Here is a 17,318-nt window from a genome sequence, read left to right as displayed (position 1 = left end):
CCCCGCGAAGGGGTGAGGCGCTCTGTGCGAGTGGAGAAGTCAGCGCGCGCCGACCGGCTCCTTGTCGGGGATGGCATCCGCCTCGGGAGCATCGTCGTCGTCGCCGGAGTCGTCGGCGAACGGCAGGCCCTCGCGGGGAGCGTTGTAGAGCTCCTCGTTCAGGATGCCCTCGCGCTTGGCGACGATGGTCGGGATCAGCGCCTGACCTGCGACATTGACCGCGGTGCGGCCCATGTCGAGGATCGGGTCGATCGCGAGCAGCAGTCCGACGCCCTCGAGCGGCAGGCCCAGGGTCGACAGCGTCAGCGTCAGCATGACGACCGCGCCGGTCGTGCCGGCGGTGGCTGCGGAGCCCACGACCGAGACGATCACGATCAGCAGGTACTGCACGAAGTTCAGCTCGATGCCGAAGAACTGGGCGACGAAGATCGCGGCGATGGCCGGGTAGATCGCGGCGCAGCCGTCCATCTTGGTGGTCGCGCCGAGCGGCACGGCGAACGAGGCGTAGGAGCGGGGCACGCCGAGGTTGCGCTCGGTGACGCGCTCCGTGAGGGGCAGCGTGCCGATCGAGGAGCGGCTGACGAAGGCCAGCTGCACGGCGGGCCAGACGCCCGAGAAGTACTGCTTGATCGACAGGCCGTTGGTGCGCACCAGGATCGGGTACACGACGAACAGCACGAGCGCGAGGCCGATGTAGACCGCGGCGGCGAACCAGCCGAGGGAGGCGAGCTTCTCCCAGCCGTACTTGATCACGGCCGAGCCGATGAGGCCGAAGGTGCCGAGCGGGGCGATGCGGATGATCCACCACAGCACGCGCTGGATGACCTTCAGCAGCGACTCGGTGAACACCAGGAAGGGCTCGGCCTTCTTGCCGGCCTTGAGCGCCGCGATGCCGATGACGGCAGCGACCACGATGACCTGCAGGATGTTGAAGCCGACGCTCGACGAGAACGTGCCGTCGGCTTCGCCGGGCGACGTGCTGACCGTGAGGCCGAGGAAGTTCTGCGGGATCAGGCCCAGCAGGAAGTTCCACCAGGTGCCGACGGTGTATGGCTCGCCGGTCTCGAGGCCCTCGCCGGCGCGGCTGCCGGGCTGGATCACGAGGCCGAGGACGATGCCGATGATCACGGCGATGAAGGCGGTGAACGCGAACCAGAGGATGGTCTGCCCGGCCAGGCGCGCGGCGTTCTGCACCCGGCGCAGGTTCGAGATGCTCGCGACGATCGCGGTGAAGATCAACGGGACGACGGCGGCGCGCAGCAGCGTCACGTACGAGCTGCCGATCGTGTCGAGGGTGGCCGACAGGCCGTTCGGGTTCTCTGCCGTGGCCCCGAGCTGGCGGCCGATCAGACCGGCGGCGATGCCGAGGACGAGGGCAGCGAGGATCTGGAAGCCGAACGAGGTCAGCAGCTTCCGGACCGGCCCGCGGGTGTCAGGCGCCTTCTGGGCGCGTGCGGTGGTGCTCATGGGTGGGGACTCCAGAATCACGGCGCGCCGAGTGCGCGCCCTGAGGCTCAACGCTATGTCTGCCTGGGAATTCCCTGGGCGGATGTGACGCCGGATGACGCTCGAGCCTGAATCCGCTCGGTGTAGCCGGCAGGCCTGCTTCCGGTCGCACTTCCTGCCGCCTGAACGCGCCACGAGCGGCAGGAACTGCGACCGGAACCGGGGTTCCCCGTCAGCGCGGCGCGAGCACCAGCAGGTCGCCGGGGGAGCAGTCGAGCGCCTCGCAGATCGCACGCAGCGTCGAGTAGCGGATGGCGCGGGCGCGGTCGTTCTTCAGCACCGACAGGTTCACGATGCTCACGCCCACCGTGGCGCTCAGCTCGGTCAGCGTCATCCCGCGGTCGGCGAGCAGCTCGTCGAGCCGGCAGTGGATGCCGGTGAGCTCGTCGTCGCTCTCGGCCGGCGTCACACCAGGCCCTCCGTATCCTTCTGCAGGCGCTCGGTCTCCTGCTGCAGGCGAGCCCGGTCCTGTTCGAGGCGCATGCCCTGGCGGAAGACGGCGGCGAGCGCGACGAGCGCGAGCGCGGCTCCGAAGGGGAAAGGGGTGACGGTCAGCTGATAGGCAGAGGGGTACCACTCGCTGTCGGGCGGGAACACCTCGCGCAGCCCGGCGGTCGCGGCGATCCCGCCCAGCAGGTCGGCCGCGATGCCGAACACGAGCACCGCGATGGCACCGCCCACGAGAGCCCGCGTGACGGTGCGCGAGAACACGCGCCCGCGCAGCGTGTGGAAGCAGATGACCGCGAGGATCACGGCGGGCATGGTCGTCAGAGCCACCGTGCTCAGCTGGGCCGCCGCGGCGAGCAGCCGGAGCCCGAGGGACGCGTTGCCGACGGTGAACTCCGAGAGCGGTTCGCTGCCACACATGAGCATCGTCGTCGCGCTGTCGCCGAATTCGGAGCAGGGCAGGTTCGCAGGCCAATCCAGGTAGACGTACGTCTGCCCGTCGAGTTCGGCCCAGTCGACCGTGAACGCCTTGATGATGTAGGTCACCGCGCTCAAGATCCCGAGCAGGATCCACCATCCGGAGAGGGTGAGGGCGGCATCGAGCGCGACCGTCCGGCTCCCGCGGCGGCGGCTGTTCCACACGACGACCGCGACGATCAGGGCGATCACGCCGAGACCGATGCCGATGTAGAGCAGGGACTGCCCGAGCTCATCCGATCCGAAGGTGAGCATCAGACGAGTCCTTCCGTTTCGCGCTGCAGTCTGCGCCCGATCTCGAACAGGCCGGCGACGAGGGCGAGGGCGAACGCCCAGCCCACCGGCGCCAGGTCGAACTCCAGGAGGAGCGTCCACAGCACATCCTCGACTTGCGGGTCGGTGTTCGCGAGGTCCTGCACGATCATGGCCCGGCCGATGCCTCCCGCTAACTGTCCGAACAGCGAGCCGGCGATCATCAGAGATGCAGCGACGCCGAACATCCAGCCCAGCGATGCACGGAAGGGGCGCGAGCGGATGAACGAGACTCCGAGCCACCAGACGCCGGCGCACAACGCCACCGTCGCGAGGGCCGGGAGTGCCACCTCGAGGAGCAGCATCCAGCGGGCGCCGGTGGGCATGGCCGGCACGGTGACGAGTGCGGTGTCGACCGTCGCCGCGCTCACACCGGCGACATCATCCAGCGCGGTCAGGTCGACGTCGTGCACGGGCATCGACACCGTCGGCGTCGCGCCGAAGATCTCGGAGGCGGCGGAGGTGACGGCGACGATCGCGCCGATCCCGACGCTGACCGCGCCGGTGGCGATGAGTCCGAGGGCGATCCCGTCGGCGAGTGAGGGGCGTCCTTCTCTGGTGAGCATCGCTGCCTCCTGGGGTTCGGTTGTTATCGACTGTCGTTAACATAACGACTGTCGATAACTCGGTCAACCCCCGGTATGCCCACGGCGAACACGGGCATACCGGCCCTGCGTGGTGGTTACTCTCGATGTACAAGCGCTTCACGCGTCTTCGCCCCGTGCGAATAAGGAGTCACAGCATGTTCGAGAGATTCACGGACCGAGCCCGTCGAGTGGTCGTCCTCGCCCAAGAAGAGGCGAAGATGCTCAACCACAACTACATCGGGACCGAGCACATCCTGCTCGGCCTCATCCACGAGGGTGAAGGCGTCGCCGCCAAGGCCCTCGAGAGCCTCGGCATCTCCCTCGACGCCGTGCGCGAGCAGGTGCAGGACATCATCGGCCAGGGCCAGCAGCAGCCGACCGGGCACATCCCGTTCACGCCGCGCGCCAAGAAGGTGCTCGAGCTCAGCCTCCGCGAGGCTCTGCAGCTCGGTCACAACTACATCGGCACCGAGCACATCCTGCTCGGCCTCATCCGTGAGGGCGAGGGCGTCGCCGCTCAGGTGCTCGTCAAGCTCGGCGCCGACCTCAACAAGGTCCGTCAGCAGGTCATCCAGCTGCTCTCCGGAGCCCCTGGCCGCGAGCCGGCATCCGTCGGCGCGCAGACCAACGACTCGCCGGCCGGAGCCCAGGGTGGTTCCGCGGTGCTCGACCAGTTCGGTCGCAACCTCACCCAGGCCGCGCGCGACAACAAGCTCGACCCGGTGATCGGGCGCGAGAAGGAGGCGGAGCGGGTCATGCAGATCCTCTCCCGCCGTTCCAAGAACAACCCCGTCCTGATCGGCGAGCCCGGCGTCGGCAAGACCGCCGTCGTCGAGGGCCTGGCCCAGGCGATCGTCAAGGGCGATGTGCCCGAGACGCTGAAGGACAAGCAGCTCTACTCGCTCGACCTCGGATCGCTCATCGCCGGTTCCCGCTACCGCGGTGACTTCGAGGAGCGCCTGAAGAAGGTCACCAAGGAGATCCGCACGCGCGGCGACATCATCGTCTTCATCGACGAGATCCACACCCTCGTGGGTGCGGGTGCCGCCGAGGGCGCGATCGACGCGGCGAGCATCCTGAAGCCGCTGCTCGCCCGTGGTGAGCTGCAGACGATCGGTGCGACCACGCTCGACGAGTACCGCAAGCACTTCGAGAAGGATGCCGCGCTCGAGCGCCGCTTCCAGCCGGTGCAGGTCAACGAGCCGACGCTGCCGCACGCGATCAACATCCTCAAGGGACTGCGCGACCGCTACGAGGCGCACCACAAGGTGCAGATCACCGACGGCGCCATCGTGGCCGCGGCGAACCTCGCCGACCGCTACGTCTCCGACCGGTTCCTCCCGGACAAGGCCATCGACCTGATCGACGAGGCCGGCGCACGCCTGCGTCTGTCGATCCTGTCCAGCCCGCCCGAGCTGCGCGAGTTCGACGAGAAGATCGCCGCCGTGCGCGAGCAGAAGGAGATCGCCTCCGAGGAGCAGGACTTCGAGAAGGCCGCCTCCCTCCGCGACGAGGAGAAGAGCCTTCTCGCCGAGCGTCTGCGTCTCGAGAAGCAGTGGCGTGCGGGCGATGTCGCGACCTCTGCGGTCGTCGATGAGGGCCTGATCGCCGAGGTGCTCGCGCAGGCCACCGGCATTCCCGTCTTCAAGCTCACGGAAGAGGAGTCCAGCCGACTCGTCTTCATGGAGAAGGCTCTGCACCAGCGCGTCATCGGTCAGGAAGAGGCGATCGCCGCCCTCTCCAAGACGATCCGTCGCCAGCGTGCCGGTCTCAAGGACCCGAAGCGCCCCTCGGGCTCGTTCATCTTCGCCGGACCCACGGGTGTCGGAAAGACCGAGCTCGCCAAGGCCCTCGCCGAGTTCCTGTTCGACGACGAGGCAGCCCTCATCTCCCTCGACATGAGCGAGTTCGGTGAGAAGCACACCGTCTCGCGTCTGTTCGGTGCCCCTCCCGGATTCGTCGGATTCGAAGAGGGCGGCCAGCTCACCGAGAAGGTGCGCCGCAAGCCGTTCAGCGTGGTGCTGTTCGACGAGATCGAGAAGGCCCACCCCGACATCTTCAACTCGCTGCTGCAGATCCTCGAAGAGGGTCGGCTCACCGACGGCCAGGGTCGGATCGTGGACTTCAAGAACACGGTCATCATCATGACCACCAACCTCGGTGCACGCGACATCGCGGGTGGTCCCGTCGGCTTCCAGATCGAGGGCAACGACTCGACCAGCTACGACCGGATGAAGGGCAAGGTGAACGAAGAGCTCAAGCGGCACTTCAAGCCCGAGTTCCTCAACCGCGTCGACGACATCATCGTGTTCCCGCAGCTGTCGAAGAGCGAGCTGGTGCAGATCGTCGATCTGTTCACCAAGCGCCTCGGCGAGCGTCTGCTGGACCGCGACATGACGATCGAGCTGTCCCAGGCCGCCAAGGAGCGTCTCATCGAGATCGGCTTCGACCCGGCGCTCGGCGCCCGACCGCTGCGTCGCGCGATGCAGCATGAGGTCGAGGACCGTCTGTCGGAGAAGATCCTGCACGGCGAGCTCAACTCCGGTGACCACGTGAAGGTCGATGCGAAGGACGGGGAGTTCCTGTTCGAGCACGGCCCTCGCGACGGCGGCCCCGTCGCGGTCGGCGTCAACACCGGCGGCGGCGCGATCGCCGGCACCCCCGACCTGGCGGTCGCCAGCGGGGAGTGACCTCCGGCTGAATCACGAAAGGGGCGGATGCTGCGGCATCCGCCCCTTTCCTGTGTCCGGCGCAGGACGGCACAACTTCGGAGATCGCGCACGCCGCGCCGTCCTCCGGCGCGGGGTCCCGGCGTGTCGTCGCGGATCTCCGAAGTTGTGTCGCGCGGGGAGGATCTCCGAAACTGGGCGCATCTGGGAACGGCTCGGAGTCGCGGGTTCTAGGGTGGATGCGTGAGCGAGTACATCGTCCGGCCGGCGCGCAGCGCCGACATCGTCGGCATCCGCAACCTGCTGCAGCCTCTCGTCGAGCAGCGCATCCTGCTCGGCAAAGATCTGGCGGTGCTCTACGGCGCCGTGCAGGAGTTCGTCGTCGCCGAGGCCGATGGCGTGCTGATCGGATGCGGCGCGCTGCATGTGTTCTGGGAGGACCTCGGCGAGGTGCGCACCCTGCTCGTGCAGGACGACTGGCTCCACCACGGTGTCGGGCGGGCCATCGTCGACCGGCTCGAGGAGAACGCACGCACGCTCGGGCTGTCGCGCCTGTTCTGCCTCACGTTCGAGGTCGAGTTCTTCAGCCGCCGCGGCTTCACACCGATCGGCGAACAGGTCGTCGACCCCGACGTGTACTCCCAGCTGCTGCGCAGCGGCGACGCGGGTGTCGAGGAGTTCCTCGATCTCGCTCACGTCAAGCCGAACACGCTCGGCAACACGCGCATGCTCAAGGTGCTCTGAGGGCACCGGCCAGACCCCCGCCCGGCCTCCCAGGCTGCACGGGCAGGATCGCTTAACCTGGAACCATGCCCCGTCGTTCCGCTGCCGTCTATCGTCGTCGGCGACTGGTCGTGGTGATCGGGCTCATCCTGTTCGTCGCTGCCATCGGCGTCGGGATCTGGCTCCTGATCGCGAAGCCCTGGGCCGCCGCGGATGCCTCTCCGAAGCCGACCTCCTCGTCGTCGGAGACGCCCACGACGACTCCGACCGATTCCGAGTCGCCGTCGCCGAGTCCTTCCGCGGAGCAGACGCCGGCGATCGTGGCGTGCGAGGCGAAAGACGTCGAGGTCACAGCCGTCACCGACGCGGAGACCTACCCGGCGGGTGTTCTGCCGAAGCTCTCCATCTCGCTCACCAACAAGGGCACGAAGGACTGCACGCTCGACGTCGGCTCGACGACGCAGGTCTTCACGATCTCCAGCGGCGCCGACGTCTGGTGGCGGTCCACGGACTGCCAGGAGAACCCGAGCAGCATGATCGCCACGCTCACCGCCGGCACGACGGTCACCAGCAAGGACCCGGTGACCTGGGATCGCACACGTTCGAGCGTCGAGACCTGTGACCAGGAGAACCGTCAGCGTGCTCCCGGTGGAGGAGCCTCGTACCACGTCGAGGTGTCGATCGGCGGGTTCACGAGCCTCACGACCACCCAGATCCTGCTCTACTGACCCGCGGAATCCGTCGTTCGCAGTTCGAAGCGATCGGCCCGCAACGCCTTCGAAATGCGTCGCACCGAGCGGTTTCCCGTGCGGAAAGACACGACCTGGTGAACGTTGGCCGTCTGAGGCAGACAGGTGCGGATCTTTGGGATACCATTGAGGTGACTCTCCGCATCATGCGGCACCATGCCATCCCCAGTGGCGTCGAACTACAGCGTCCCCAGCGCTTCGACACCGCCGCTCCGAGAGTCCGAGGGCCCTCTCGAGTACCCCAGTCCCCAATGGAGGACTCGAGAGGGCCCCTTACGTCTCCGCTGTCGTTTCCGCGCGCTGCACTCCGCCGTCTGCCTAAGCTGGATGCATGGCAGCGAAGAAGGCGAAACCCGGGAAGAAGAAGCCCGCCCCCGAAGACTTCCGGTCGGAGGCTTTGGCGCTGGCCCTCGAGAAGCAGGACGTCGCCGCGGTCGCTCTCGCCCTCCGCAACGGCACCACGGTCGTGCCGCTGATCAAGCCGGGAGCCCGCGACAATCCGCTCGACAGCGGCGAGGTGTGGACCTACCGCGACGCGGACACCGGCGACCTCGCGCTGCTGCTGTTCAGCGACGCGAAGAACAAGCCGGCCAACCTCCCGCCCGGCGTGGGCATCTACTCGGCCGACTGGCTGCGACGATTCCTGGCGGCGCACCCGATCACGACCGTGTTCCTCGACATCGCGGGCCCGCACCCGATGCAGGCGGACCCGGCCGAGCTGCTCAAGGCGCTCGACGCCTGAGAGCGAGCCCTTCGAGAGGCACAGCGGCGATCAGAACGGCGGGATGTCGCGATCGGCACGGCGTGAGGTGTTGCGTGCCCGCACATCGCCGAGTGCGGCGCGGAGGGTCTTCGACCGGTCGTCGACGACCTGCTCGTAGCCGAGCCGGGCGGCTTCGGATCGACGCTGCGCCGCCTGGGTGACCGGACGGATCTCGCCCGCGAGGCTGAGCTCGCCCACGGCGGCGACGGTCCGCGGCACCGAGAACTGCTGGATGGATCCGGCCACGGCGATGGCGATCGCGAGATCGGCGGCCGGTTCGGTGAAGCGCACGCCGCCCACCGTCGACACGTAGACGTCGAGGGTACTCGTCTTGATGTTCGCGCGCCGCTCGAGAATGGCCAGCACCATGGCCACCCGCGAGGAGTCGACCCCGTGCACGATGCGGCGGGGGTTGGGGGCGTTGCTCGGAACGGTGAGTGCCTGCACCTCGACCGGCAGCGTGCGACGCCCGTCGAGCGAGATCGCCACGCAGGTCCCCGGCTCGGTGGCCCCCTGCGAGAGGAAGAGGCCCGAGGGGTCGGGCACCTCGGCGATCCCGTCGCCCGTCATCTCGAAGCAGCCGACCTCGTCGGTCGGGCCGAAGCGGTTCTTGAGCGCGCGGATGAAGCGCAGCGACGTCTGCCGGTCGCCCTCGAAGTGGCACACCACGTCGACCAGGTGCTCGAGCACACGGGGGCCGGCGACCTGGCCGTCTTTGGTCACGTGGCCCACGATGATGATCGGCAGATCGCGGTCCTTCGCGATGCGGATCAGGGTCGCCGCGACTTCGCGTACCTGACTCGGCTGCCCGGCGGCGCCGTCGATCAGCGACGACGAGACCGTCTGCACCGAGTCGACGATGACGAGCTGTGGCTTCACCTCGTCGATGTGGCCGAGGATCGTCGCCAGGTCGGTCTCGCTCGCCAGGTACAGCTCGTCGTGCAGGGCGCCGGTGCGTTCGGCGCGCAGCCGCACCTGACCCGGAGACTCCTCGGCGCTCGCGTAGAGGACGCGGCGCCCGCCGCGAGCCGCCTGCGCTGCGACCTCGAGCAGCAGGGTCGATTTGCCGACGCCCGGCTCACCGCTGAGCAGGATCGCGGCTCCGGGCACGATGCCGCCGCCGAGCACGCGGTCGAACTCCCCGACCCCGCTCGAGCGCCGCGGAGCATCCTGCGTCGTGATCTGCGTGATGGGTCGGGCCGCACGATCCGCCGTCGGCGCGATGGGCCCCACGCGTCGGAGGATGCCGGTCTGTGCGGCCTGCTCCTGCACGGTGCCCCACTGCTGGCATTCGCCGCAGCGGCCCACCCACTTCGCGGTGGTCCACCCGCATTCCGTGCACACATAGGCGGGGGGAGCGGGTTTACGGGTGGCCATGCCCCCAGGCTATCGCCGGGATCGGACATCCCTATCGACCAGGTGTTTATTCACGGCCGGGTAGAGGTGAAACCAGCCGGTATCACGGGATACTGGGATCATGGCCAACGGCGGGTCCGTTTGCGGGCCGATATCGAGCTACTCCCGGGTGCAGATCCTGCATCTGCTCTTCGAAGCGGGAAGCACGACGGGGCGCGCGGAACTCACGATCGCGGAACTGTGCGCAGCCACGGATCTGCATCCCAACACCGTCCGTGAGCACCTGCAGCGCCTGATCGAAGGCGGCCACGTGATCCCGACGGTCGAGCACCGCACGACGCGAGGGCGGCCGCGCACCCTCTACCGGGCAGCCACAGGCGCGCCGGGGGCGTCGAGCCCGGTGGCGCGCGACAAGGCCAAGGCGGCCGCACGCCGCGGAGACCTGATGCGCAGCATGATCCCCGACGCGGGGTCCGACCTCGGCCGCGAGGCCACCTATCAGCTCGACGCGTTGGTCGAGCACCTGGAGGAGAGCGGCGTCGAACCCGTGGTCGACGACGGCAGCCTCACCGTCGACCTCAGCCCGTGCCCGCACGCGGCCAGTCGTTCCGAGGACCGCCCGATGCTGTGCCGCGTGCACCTCGAACTCATGCAGAGCGTGCTGAACGAGGCCGGCGGACCACTCGAAGCCGAGTGCGTCCACGACGCCGTCCTCGCTTCGGACTGCACCGTCCAGCTGCGCGACGCCACGGCGCGGCCGGCCGAGGGAACGACGCTGCGGCGTCACGGCGCGGGGCAACGGCCTCACAGAACAGGAGTAGCGCATGGAATGGCTTGATCCGCTCGCTCTCGCCCGATGGCAATTCGGGCTGACGACCGTCTATCACTACCTGTTCGTGCCGCTGACGATCGGCATGGCCCTGGTGGCCGCGATCTTCCAGACCGCCTGGGTGCGCACCGGCAAGGTGCAGTACCTGCACCTGACCCGCTTCTTCGGCAAGATCTTCCTGATCAACTTCGCCATGGGTGTCGTTACGGGCATCGTGCAGGAGTTCCAGTTCGGGATGAACTGGTCGGACTACTCCCGCTTCGTCGGCGACGTGTTCGGCGCCCCGCTCGCGTTCGAGGGTCTGCTGGCCTTCTTCTTCGAGGCGACCTTCATCGGACTGTGGATCTTCGGTTGGGACAAGCTCCCGCAGAAGCTGCACCTCGCCACGATCTGGTGCGTCTCGATCGGCAGCATCCTCTCGGCGTACTTCATCATCGCGGCCAACGCGTTCATGCAGAACCCGGTCGGCTACACGTTCAACGAGGCGACCAACCGCGCAGAGCTGACCGACTTCTGGGCACTGCTGACCAACCCCGTCGCGCTCGCCGCGTTCCCGCACACGATCTTCGGCGCGTTCATGTTCGCCGCCGGCGTCGTGATCTCGGTCTCGGCCTGGCACCTCTCTCGCGGCCAGCACTTCGACACCATGCGCATCTCCCTCAAGTTCGGCCTGTGGGCGATGATCGTCTCCACCGCCGGGGTCGTGCTCACGGGTGACCAGCTGGGACTCGCGATGTATGCCGCGCAGCCGATGAAGATGGCGGCAGCGGAGGCGACCTTCAACACGGTCTGCGGGCCGGACGCTTCGTTCAGCCTCTTCACCCTGGGCACACCCGACGGCACCTCCGAACTGTTCTCCATCCGCGTCCCGTACCTGCTGTCGCTGCTGTCGACGCACACCCTCGACGCGTGTGTGCACGGCATCAACGACCTGAACGCCGAGTACGCCCAGACATACGCCGCCACGGGGCTGACGGAATTCGCCCCGGTCCTGTGGATCACGTACTGGGCGTTCCGCTGGATGATCGGCCTGGGCATCGCCGCCGCGCTCGTCGCCGTCGCCGGTCTGTGGCTCACCCGCAAGGGCGCCAAGAAGCACCCGGCGCCGTGGATGTGGAAGCTCGCGATCTGGTCGTTCCCGCTCGCGCTGGCCGCCAACATCATGGGCTGGGTCTTCACCGAGATGGGCAGACAGCCCTGGATCGTGTTCGGGTTGATGACCACCCAGGACGGTGTCTCGCCCGGCGTCAGCGGCCTCGAGGTGCTGATCTCGCTGATCTCGTTCACGGCGATCTACGCGGCGCTCGCCGTCGTCGAGATCCGCCTCATCATCCGGGCCGCGCAGAAGGGACCGGACACCGACGAGCAACCGCACGAGGAGACGGCCCAGCTGCCGTCGGTCGTCTACTGAGAGGGAGGAGCATCATGGATCTCGCAACACTCTGGTTCTTCATCGTCGCCTTCTTCTTCGTGGGCTACTTCGTGCTCGACGGGTTCGACTTCGGCGTCGGCATGTCGCTGCCGTTCCTCGGCAAGGACGACGTCTCGCGCCGACAGGTCATCAACACGATCGGTCCGGTCTGGGATCTCAACGAGACCTGGGTCATCGTCGCCGGCGCCGTGCTGTTCGCGTCGTTCCCCGAGTGGTACGCCACGCTGTTCAGCGGCTTCTACCTGCCGCTGCTGCTGATCCTGCTCGCGCTGATCCTGCGCGGCGTCTCGTTCGAGTATCGGCATCAGCGTGAGAGCAAGAAGTGGAAGGCCGGCTTCGACCGGATGATCGTGATCGGCTCGGTCGTCCCGGCGCTGCTGTGGGGTGTCGCCTTCGGCAACATCGTGCAGGGTGTGGCGATCGACGAGAACCACATCTACGTCGGCGGCTTCTTCGCGCTGCTCAACCCGTATGCGCTGCTGGTCGGCGTCACCACGCTGCTGCTGTTCTTCCTGCACGGCGTGCTGTTCGTCGCACTCAAGACCGACGGGCAGGTGCACGAGGATGCGCGGCGCCTCGCGAAGAGGGCTGCCATCCCGACGATCCTCGTCGCGGCGGCCACCGTGATCTGGACCGTCGCGATCGCGATGGGGCGCGAGGCTCCGCTGCTCTGGCTCGTCATCGGTGCGGGCGCGCTCGCCGCGGTCAGCCTCATCGCGGCCGTCGGGTTCTCGCTGGTCCGGCGTGACGGCTGGGCGTTCTTCTCCGGGATGCTCACGGTGCTGTTCGCCGTGGTCATGCTGTTCTGCGCGCTCTTCCCGTTCGTGATGCCGTCGACGATCGACCCGGCCTACAGCCTCACGATCGCCAACGCCTCCAGCACTCCGTATACGCTGCAGATCATGAGCTGGACCGCCCTGATCGCGATGCCGCTCGTGCTCGCCTACCAGGCGTGGACCTATTGGGTGTTCCGCAAGCGTGTCACCCGGAAATCCATCGAGGGGGCTCCGGCGCACGCGTGAAACCCGTCGACCCGAGACTGCTGCGATACGCGGGTGCCGCGAGGGGGTTCCTCGCGGCATCCGCGTTGATCGGCGTCGTCCAGACCGCGGTCGTGATCGTCTTCGCCTGGCTGCTGACGGATGCCGTCACCGGGGCGATCGCGGGGCGCGACGTCACGGCATCGCTGCTGTGGCTGCTGGCCACGGCGCTGCTGCGCGGACTGCTGATCGCCGCATCGGATGCCGCGGGCACGCGCGCGGCCGCGAAGACCGGGATGCAGCTGCGCTCGGCCCTGATCTCCGCGGTCGGCCGGTTGGGACCAGGCTGGCTCGCGCAGCGGAACCAGACCGCGCTCGCGGTGACCGCCGGGCACGGACTGGAAGCCCTCGACGCCTACTTCGCGCGCTACATCCCGCAACTCGTGCTGACCGTGATCGCGACGCCGGTGCTCGTCGCGGTGATGTGGTGGCAGGACTGGCCGAGCGGGCTCACCGCGATCATCACCCTGCCGCTCATCCCGCTGTTCCTCATCCTGATCGGGATGGCGACCCGGACCGTGCAGACGCGGCAGTGGCAGACGCTGCAGCGTCTCGCCGCGCGCTTCGCCGACACGGTGCAGGGGCTGTCGACGCTGCGGCTGTTCGGGCGTGACCGCCGTGCGGCCGACCGCATCGAGGTCACGGCCGACGAATACCGCCGCGAGACCATGAAGGTGCTGCGGTTCTCCTTCCTGTCCGGCTTCGCGATGGAGCTGCTGGCCTCGCTCGCGGTCGCGCTGATCGCGGTGTCGGTCGGGTTCCGGCTGCTGTCGGGCGACCTGACGCTCGAAGTCGGGCTGTTCGTGCTGCTGCTCGCGCCCGAGGCGTTCCTGCCGATCCGACAGGTGGGTGTGCAGTTCCACGCGGCCGCCGAGGGGGTTGCGGCGACGGAGGACGTGTTCGAGGTGCTCGACGCGGCGCGGGCTCGGGTACAGATGCAGGACGTTTCCACGGATGCAGGAGGAATCGCCGGCAATGCGCCCGGCATCCGTGAATCGATCCTGCAGGTGGGACCGGCGGATGCGGCGGGTGCGGCGGATGCAGGCGCCCTCGTGGTCGACGGGCTGCGCGTGCGGGAGCTGCCGCCCGTGTCGTTCGCGGCCGAGCCGGGAACGATCACCCTGATCGAGGGACCGAGCGGGGCGGGGAAGTCGTCGCTGGTCGCGGCGCTTCGTGGCGCGGCCGACTTCGACGGCGCGGCCGCTTTCGACGGGCACGACATCCGCGGGCTCTCCCCGGCGGCGTGGCTCGCCTGGGCCGGACAGACTCCGGGGCTGATGCGGGGGACCGTGGCGGAGAACATTGCCCTCGGCGATCCGGCCCCGGATGCCGACCGCATCCGCGAGACCCTCGACGCCGCGTGCGCCGAGGGCATCGACCCCGCCCTCGAGCTCGGCGTACAGGGCAGCGGCCTGTCGGGAGGTCAGGCGCAGCGGGTCGCGGTCGCCCGGGCTCTGTATCGCCAGGCCTCCGACCCGCGCCGGGTGCTCGCGCTCGATGAGCCCTCGAGTGCTCTCGACCCCGACACCGAGGCCCGGCTCTGGCGGTCGCTGCGCGCGCGAGCGGATGCCGGCGCGATGATCCTCCTGGTCTCGCACCGTCGCACGGCGCGGGACATCGCCGACCACGTGGTGACGCTGGGGGTGAACGCATGACCGCGCGCCGCCCTGAACCAGACACCCTGCACTCGCGCAGCGACCGCATCCGCGACGTCCTGAAGCTCGCGCAGCCGCCGATCGGACGCTTCCTCCCCGGTCTGCTCTGGGGTGTGCTGTCGGCCGCCGCCGCGGTGAGCCTGCTGGCGGTGAGTGGTTGGCTGATCGTGAGCGCCTCCATCGTGGACTCGCTCGTGCCGCTGTCGATCGCGGTCGTCGGCGTGCGGTTCTTCGCGGTGTCCCGTGCGGTCACCCGGTACCTCGAGCGCCTCAGCGGACATGATGCGGCGCTGCGACAGCTCGCCTCGACACGTGCCGACATGGTGCGGCGACTGACCCCGCTCTCGCCGGCCGGTCTCGGCACGACGGATCGCGGACAGATGCTCACCGCGCTCGTGGACGACGTCGAGAACCTGCAGAACCTGCCGTTGCGCGTGGTGCAGCCGCTCGGGGTCGCCGCGCTCGTGGCGGTCGGGGCCGTCGGTTTCATCGCGTTCGTCTCTCCACCGGCGGCCCTCACGCTGGCGGTCTGCCTGTTGATCGCGGCGGCCGCGGCGATCGGACTCGGCTGGGTGTTCGGCTCGCGTGCCGAAGCCCTCGTGTCCGTGCGACGGGCCGAGCTCTCGGCCGCGCTCGTCGACTACTTCGGCAGCCTCGACGTGCTCCTGGCCTACGGTGCGGAGGAGCAGGCACGCGAGCGGATCGCGGCGGCCGACGCGGGCCTGCGACGCGTCGTCGACCGTGCTTCGCTCGCTCAGGCCATCGCGGCGGGCGTCGTGTCCGCGGTCGCCGGGGCAGCATCCGTCTGGGCTCTCGCCGCCGCTGCACCCGGGCTCGCCGACGGCTCGATCGACGGACCGTGGCTGGCCGTGGCGGTTCTCGTGCCGATGGTGGTGTTCGAGATCTTCGGCGCGGTTCCGGTGGCTGCGGCATCCTGGCGGAGCGTCCGTTCGAGCGCGGAACGCATCGTCGACGCGCTGCCGGAGCGGATGCCGGACGAGCTCCGGCCCGACGGGGGCGACGACATCGAGCTCGACGGCACGCCGACGATCCGGATGCGCGGGGTCCGTGCGAACTGGCCCGGTGGTGCTCCCGCGCTGACGGGTGTCGACCTCGATCTGGAGCCGGGGGAGAGGGTGCTGGTCGCGGGGCCGAGCGGGGCGGGCAAGAGCTCGCTCGCGGCTGCCCTCGTCGGCTTCCTCCGCGTGGAGGGCGACTACCTGGTCGACGGGCGGGATGCGGCGGGGCTGTCGGGGCCGGCGCTGCGACGCGTGATCGGCCTGTGCGAGCAGAGCCCCCAACTGTTCGACGAGGACATCCGCCAGAACCTGCTCTTCGCCCGCGATACGGCGACCGACGACGAACTGTACGCCGTGCTCGACCGTGTCGGCCTCGGGGAGTGGGCCCGGGAGCGCGGTGGCCTCGATGCGAGGGTCGGTGACCGTGGCGCGCTCGTGTCGGGTGGTCAGGCGCAGCGCATCGCCCTCGCCCGCGCGCTGCTGCGCGGCTTCCCCGTGCTGGTCCTCGACGAGCCGACGGCGGGCGTGGATCCCGACGCATCGGACGCCCTGCTGCGCGACCTGCTCGAGGCGGCGGGGGAGCAGTCGGTGCTGCTCATCTCGCACGTGGCGCCGCCGGCAGGAACGGTCGACCGCGTGGTGCGGCTCGACGGCGGTCGCACGCGCTGAGGCGCGTTCGCGCAGGCGCTCGGCGCCGGACTCAGCCGCCGATGGCGTTCATGCCGCGCGCCGGCTGGAGGAAGGCCGGGTCGTTGATCGCGTGACCGGGGAGCTTGGCCCAGACGCAGCGCCGCAGCACGTCGTCGACCGCCGCGTCGGAGCCCGCGCCGCCCGTGGCTCGAAGCACAGGAAGGAGGTCGAACTCATCGGTGGAGAACAGGCAGTTCCGCAGCTGCCCGTCGGCCGTGAGTCGCAGACGATCGCATGCGCCGCAGAAGGGAGCCGTGACAGAGGCGATCACGCCGACCGTCGCCACCCCGCCATCGAGACGCCAACGCTCGGCAGGTGCCCCGCCGCGGCCGGGGCTCTCGGTCAGCGTCCAGCGCTCGGCGAGCGTGTCGAGGATCTCCTCACGGGTGACCATCCGATCCCGATCCCAGGTGTGACCGGCGTCCAGCGGCATCTGCTCGATGAAGCGCAGTTCGGCTCCGTGCGCGATCGCGAAATCGACGAGGTCGCACAGCTCGTCTTCGTTGACCCCGCGCATCGCGACCGTGTTCAGCTTGAGCGGGCGCAATCCGGATGACGAGGCCGCCGCGATCCCACGCAGCACGTCGTCGAGGCGGTCACGTCGCGTCAAGGCGGCGAACCTGTCGGGGCGCAGTGTGTCGATCGAGATGTTCAGGCGGCTCAGGCCCGCGGAGATCAGGTCGTCGATCACCTCGTCGAGGCGGATTCCGTTCGTCGTCATCGCGACCTGCACGGGGCCGTCGTCGGTGTCGATCTCCCGCAGTCGGCGCACGACGTCGACGATGTCGCGACGCAGCAACGGTTCGCCGCCCGTGAGGCGGAAGGTGGTGATGCCTGCCGCCGCGGCGATGCGGGCGATCCGGACGATCTCGTCGACCGACAGGATCGACTCGCGAGCGAGCCACTCGTTGCCCTGCTCCGGCATGCAATAGGTGCAGCGCAACGAGCAGCGGTCGGTGAGCGAGATGCGGAGATCCCGGTGGCTGCGGCCATGCGTGTCCAGGAGTGCACGGGTGGAGGCCGTGGAGGTCTCGGCCGGCGCCAGTGGCATCCGGCGTCCGATC

The 17,318-nt window shown here is 68.9% G+C and carries 15 protein-coding genes; 9 read left to right on the top strand and 6 right to left on the bottom strand.

The annotated features are described in order from the left end of the window. Window positions 1–39: 39 nt before the first annotated feature. The 4 genes from ACWGO6_RS05950 to ACWGO6_RS05935 all read right to left on the bottom strand — a co-directional run bounded on the left by ACWGO6_RS05950 (window position 40) and on the right by ACWGO6_RS05935 (window position 3,308). Window positions 40–1,467, bottom strand: coding sequence for a dicarboxylate/amino acid:cation symporter (locus ACWGO6_RS05950; protein ID WP_205820276.1), 1,428 nt, complete (start codon window positions 1,465–1,467; stop codon window positions 40–42). Window positions 1,468–1,678: 211 nt separating this feature from the next. After that, on the bottom strand, window positions 1,679–1,915 hold the full coding sequence (locus ACWGO6_RS05945; RefSeq protein ID WP_136041587.1) for a helix-turn-helix domain-containing protein: 237 nt from the start codon (window positions 1,913–1,915) through the stop codon (window positions 1,679–1,681). Further along, window positions 1,912–2,685, bottom strand: coding sequence for a hypothetical protein (locus ACWGO6_RS05940; protein ID WP_452326158.1), 774 nt, complete (start codon window positions 2,683–2,685; stop codon window positions 1,912–1,914). The genes ACWGO6_RS05945 and ACWGO6_RS05940 overlap by 4 nt, the downstream gene beginning before the upstream one ends. Next, window positions 2,685–3,308, bottom strand: a complete 624-nt coding sequence (locus tag ACWGO6_RS05935) for a hypothetical protein (protein ID WP_452326157.1) — start codon at window positions 3,306–3,308, stop codon at window positions 2,685–2,687. Before ACWGO6_RS05935 ends, ACWGO6_RS05940 begins: the two co-directional genes overlap by 1 nt. Window positions 3,309–3,484: 176 nt before the next feature. Between ACWGO6_RS05935 and ACWGO6_RS05930 the strand changes: the two genes are divergently transcribed. The 4 genes from ACWGO6_RS05930 to ACWGO6_RS05915 all read left to right on the top strand — a co-directional run bounded on the left by ACWGO6_RS05930 (window position 3,485) and on the right by ACWGO6_RS05915 (window position 8,212). Further along, complete coding sequence (locus ACWGO6_RS05930; protein ID WP_452326156.1) at window positions 3,485–6,019, top strand: ATP-dependent Clp protease ATP-binding subunit; 2,535 nt, start codon at window positions 3,485–3,487, stop codon at window positions 6,017–6,019. 222 nt (window positions 6,020–6,241) lie between these two features. Then, the gene (locus tag ACWGO6_RS05925) at window positions 6,242–6,742 is read left to right on the top strand and encodes an amino-acid N-acetyltransferase (RefSeq protein WP_029262444.1); all 501 of its coding nucleotides are present in this window, start codon (window positions 6,242–6,244) and stop codon (window positions 6,740–6,742) included. A gap of 65 nt (window positions 6,743–6,807) precedes the next feature. Further along, the gene (locus ACWGO6_RS05920; protein WP_452326155.1) at window positions 6,808–7,449 is read left to right on the top strand and encodes a hypothetical protein; all 642 of its coding nucleotides are present in this window, start codon (window positions 6,808–6,810) and stop codon (window positions 7,447–7,449) included. 352 nt (window positions 7,450–7,801) lie between these two features. Next, window positions 7,802–8,212, top strand: coding sequence for a dehydrogenase (locus tag ACWGO6_RS05915; protein ID WP_452326154.1), 411 nt, complete (start codon window positions 7,802–7,804; stop codon window positions 8,210–8,212). Between the two features lie 30 nt (window positions 8,213–8,242). Here the strand turns inward: ACWGO6_RS05915 and radA are convergent, their stop codons facing one another. Next, entirely contained in the window at window positions 8,243–9,610 is a 1,368-nt protein-coding gene (gene radA, locus ACWGO6_RS05910; protein WP_452326153.1) for a DNA repair protein RadA, read from the bottom strand. A gap of 100 nt (window positions 9,611–9,710) precedes the next feature. Here radA and ACWGO6_RS05905 point away from each other — a divergent pair, with 100 nt between their 5' ends. The 5 genes from ACWGO6_RS05905 to cydC are packed head-to-tail and all read left to right on the top strand — an operon-like array spanning window position 9,711 to window position 16,233. Then, window positions 9,711–10,427 carry an ArsR family transcriptional regulator gene (locus ACWGO6_RS05905; protein WP_452326152.1) on the top strand — a complete coding sequence of 239 codons (717 nt, stop codon included), beginning with the start codon at window positions 9,711–9,713 and terminating at the stop codon, window positions 10,425–10,427. Next, the gene (locus ACWGO6_RS05900; RefSeq protein WP_452326151.1) at window positions 10,414–11,829 is read left to right on the top strand and encodes a cytochrome ubiquinol oxidase subunit I; all 1,416 of its coding nucleotides are present in this window, start codon (window positions 10,414–10,416) and stop codon (window positions 11,827–11,829) included. The genes ACWGO6_RS05905 and ACWGO6_RS05900 overlap by 14 nt, the downstream gene beginning before the upstream one ends. Before the next feature lie 14 nt (window positions 11,830–11,843). Then, window positions 11,844–12,872, top strand: a complete 1,029-nt coding sequence (gene cydB, locus ACWGO6_RS05895) for a cytochrome d ubiquinol oxidase subunit II (protein WP_136041596.1) — start codon at window positions 11,844–11,846, stop codon at window positions 12,870–12,872. Beyond that, complete coding sequence (gene cydD, locus ACWGO6_RS05890) at window positions 12,869–14,545, top strand: thiol reductant ABC exporter subunit CydD (RefSeq protein ID WP_452326150.1); 1,677 nt, start codon at window positions 12,869–12,871, stop codon at window positions 14,543–14,545. Before cydB ends, cydD begins: the two co-directional genes overlap by 4 nt. Then, the gene (gene cydC, locus ACWGO6_RS05885; protein WP_452326149.1) at window positions 14,542–16,233 is read left to right on the top strand and encodes a thiol reductant ABC exporter subunit CydC; all 1,692 of its coding nucleotides are present in this window, start codon (window positions 14,542–14,544) and stop codon (window positions 16,231–16,233) included. Before cydD ends, cydC begins: the two co-directional genes overlap by 4 nt. Before the next feature lie 31 nt (window positions 16,234–16,264). On the opposite strand, the gene moaA is transcribed toward cydC, so the two are convergent. After that, window positions 16,265–17,305, bottom strand: a complete 1,041-nt coding sequence (moaA, locus tag ACWGO6_RS05880; protein ID WP_452326522.1) for a GTP 3',8-cyclase MoaA — start codon at window positions 17,303–17,305, stop codon at window positions 16,265–16,267. Between the last annotated feature and the right edge of the window lie 13 nt (window positions 17,306–17,318).

This window comes from Microbacterium sp. NPDC055665 (assembly GCF_053618035.1).
This window is presented reverse-complemented; position numbering and strand designations above follow the sequence as displayed.